This window comes from Veillonella sp. CAG:933 (assembly GCF_000431435.1).
Lineage (GTDB): Bacteria > Bacillota > Negativicutes > Veillonellales > Veillonellaceae > Veillonella_A.
On sequence record NZ_HF986116.1, the window covers coordinates 1 to 3,195 of the forward strand.

Annotated in this window: 4 protein-coding genes and 1 pseudogene; all 5 read right to left on the reverse strand. The window is 30.9% G+C overall.

What is annotated here, in order from left to right:
* Positions 1 to 221, reverse strand: a pseudogene (locus QZL64_RS00895) (metallophosphoesterase); the annotation flags it as partial.
* On the reverse strand, positions 218 to 1,240 hold the full coding sequence (locus tag QZL64_RS00900; RefSeq protein ID WP_021840181.1) for a toprim domain-containing protein: 1,023 nt from the start codon (positions 1,238 to 1,240) through the stop codon (positions 218 to 220). The gene QZL64_RS00900 and the pseudogene QZL64_RS00895, both read right to left, overlap by 4 nt.
* 127 nt (positions 1,241 to 1,367) lie before the next feature.
* Complete coding sequence (locus QZL64_RS00905; RefSeq protein ID WP_021840182.1) at positions 1,368 to 2,006, reverse strand: hypothetical protein; 639 nt, start codon at positions 2,004 to 2,006, stop codon at positions 1,368 to 1,370.
* 17 nt (positions 2,007 to 2,023) lie between these two features.
* Positions 2,024 to 2,767 carry an AAA family ATPase gene (locus QZL64_RS00910; RefSeq protein ID WP_021840183.1) on the reverse strand — a complete coding sequence of 248 codons (744 nt, stop codon included), beginning with the start codon at positions 2,765 to 2,767 and terminating at the stop codon, positions 2,024 to 2,026.
* Positions 2,768 to 2,865: 98 nt separating this feature from the next.
* A partial coding sequence (locus QZL64_RS00915; RefSeq protein WP_296309088.1) for a hypothetical protein occupies positions 2,866 to 3,195 on the reverse strand: 330 nt, incomplete at its 5' end.

Below are 3,195 nucleotides of genomic sequence, written 5' to 3' on the forward strand. Positions count from 1 at the left end.
CCATTTAATCTTTGAAATAGTTTTCTTTTATCTTCTACTTCACCAAATGCAAGATCACCAAGAATGTATACGGTATCTTTCTTATTTACTCTAGAATTCCATAACTGTATCATAGCTTCTTTAGCTTTTTCAACAGTATTCCCAAATATCTCTTTCCGCTTAGGATGAAATTCTAGTATACGATCGTGGAAGAAATGTAGATCTGAAGTAAACCATATCATAATGTTTCTTTTAACCAATTTTTAATTACTTCAAAGCCATTTAGTTTCACCGCATCAGATATATCTTTAGCTTTCCATTTTTTATGAATTAGAAAGCCATTTAAACCTGTTTTAAGGCTAATTTTACGCATATTTTTAACTCCAGAAATATCCCTATCGAAACATATTAAAATGCGCTTAAATCGAAGTTTAAGTGCATCTATAACATCTGGAGTAAGAAATGTGCTTTCTGAAGCTGGTGATATCGCAGTATAACCCATTTCATATAAACACATAACATCTTTCATAGATTTAGTAATAATTAGTAAATCACCTTTTTTAGGTAATTGTTCATATCCCTGAATATCATATGGAGTTAAATTATTACGCCATTTAGTATATTTATCTGCTAAAGGTCTATAAATCTTGAATCTATCATATACTTTATATGCATACATAGGATTATTTTCCTTATACACTCCCTTTACTACACCATCACATAAATAATATTTTATACTACTTACACCAAATTTCTTTAAAGTCTTTAGAGAAATTCCAAATTGTGACCAATATTGTTTATCTATATCTGTCCAGTCTTGTCTAACTACTCCGATAACTGTTTCAGTAGATTTCTCTACTTCTTTATTACTATGCAATACTGTGTTATTAGTAATTTGCATATCTTTTACTATTTGATTTAGTAGATCATTATAATTAGTTATACCAGTATATAACTCTACGAATTTAATTACATCTCCGCATTCTCCATTACCATGATCTTTAAATAGTAATTTTCCAGTCTTCTTACTTCGGAATATTCCAAATGAAGGATTCTTATCCTTTCTGAATGGACTATTATAAATAAATCCAACTTTAAATTGTCCTAGATATCTAGCATAAATATCATATTCTGTGACTTTTGATAAGATGTAATCCAAAGTAATAGGATTATCTTGTTTTTTAATTCTTTTAGAGTCATACATATGATATAAATTTGAATAAGTGCAATGTGGGGTAACGATCCCCACGAATCTAACCATTAGACATTGCTCCACCTTTCACAATACCCCCTGTGTGGTCAGTGCCAGCCTACGATCTGGTATGCTTACATGATAAAATCAGAGGCCGCATAGTCTTCGTTCTATTGCGCAAATAGAATTTATATTTTTAAAATGGCAATCCGTTAGGATCGGCATTGTTTGTGTTATCCAAAGTTCCATCTACTACGGTAAATGATTCATTAGATAATAGTGGATTTGGATTCGATTGTTCAAAATCAGCAATTACTGGTTTCTCAAATTGATCAATATTCAACTTGACAATAACAGACTCATTCTTATCAACAATCGTCATCGGTTCAATAAATCTATATTTTGCATACTTCGGTAGAGTAGTATAACCACTATTATTATATACTACTTTAATACGAAGTAATGTAGACTTATCTGCATTGTTAAGCTTTTCAGCTACCCAAGTAATAAATTCCTTAAAGCTCTCGCCGTTAAAGACTCTATCTTCAGGATTTGGATAATAACATTCAAGAATCTGGTCAATTCTTGCAAACTGATTATCACATTTTCTTTGTAAATCTTCATCAGACATATTGTCTGACTTAGATGGTTCCCACTCTGTATGGGTCATAAATTTACCATCTTTTGCAATGAATTTAAACTCAATAAAATTATTACCATTAAGAGATTTATCTACTCTAATTGATTCTAATACTACATTGTCATGGATACCAGCTGCTAAATATGCAATATCTTTTTTCTGGATAGCTTGTGCTCTTTGTGAACTATAAATCATCTTCTTCTATGTTTTGGTTATTCTTGGTCTGGCAAATAAATTTTATCCCAATATACTGAGATTTTTCCTTCGTCATCACTTTCTGCGATAACAATATTTTGACCTCTTAGGTGTGGAGCTCTTGCTTCAATAGTAATATTCTCCCCACCTTTAAAGGATGCAATGGTTTGATTCTTCTTTCTAGAAATATATGCGATAGCATCTGCTTCTCCACATATTATATTACTTAACTTTCCAGCTAAGTCTAATTCCATTTCTGAAAGTTCTTCACCATCTTTGTTTACAAGTTTATCCTTAGTATGACCTATCAGGATAAAATTTTCGCAAAGTTCTCTAAACATATCTAATACTTTACGTACGGCTTGTCTTACATAAAACCAGCCACCGCCTTGCGGCAGTAATCGTACATCTCCCTTATAACTCTTCCCCATCGGAGTTTGATTATATAAAGTGAGAGCATATGATAACGTAATTTCTTCCAAACGTGTTGCGTTATCGATCGTGATATATTTGTAGAAATATCCATTACATTCTTTATTCTTTTGTCTAATGGCATTAGCTATTTCACCTAAATCATTAATATTTCTAGCTTGTACTGCTAAACAATCAATAAATTCAGATCCACCTTCTAAATCAATAATTAAATTATTTTCTAGATGTGCTGCTAATGTAGTTTTACCAGATTTAGGCTTACCAAAAAAGATAAGAAATCTTGGATTTCTCACCTTTGCTTTAATTTTCTCAGTAGGTAATACTATCATAATGTTAGTTTATCTACTTCTCAGAAAACTTTGAAAGAATTTGATATAGTTTTTGAAAAGTTTTGTAAAAATTCTGAAAAGATTTGTTATAAGTTAAATTACGCTGCAATTTCTAATGAATTAATATTCATTGAGATATTGTAAAGAATAATACGATCCTTCTTAGGAAGATCATTAAAGAATGATGAATTTGTAAACTTCGGAATCAATCGAGAACCTACTTGGATATAATTACCATGAATCTTAACCGGAATATCACCAATCTTAAAATCATAGGAGGGATTCTCCGTATAGTAAATATAATCAAACAAGCGAGAAGCTGCTTTATTCCATTCTAGATTCAATGCTTCCGGAGTAATATCCAAAATTGTATAATTCTCATACGGAGCATTATCCAATGTCAGAATTGTATACTTGTTATCATTCTT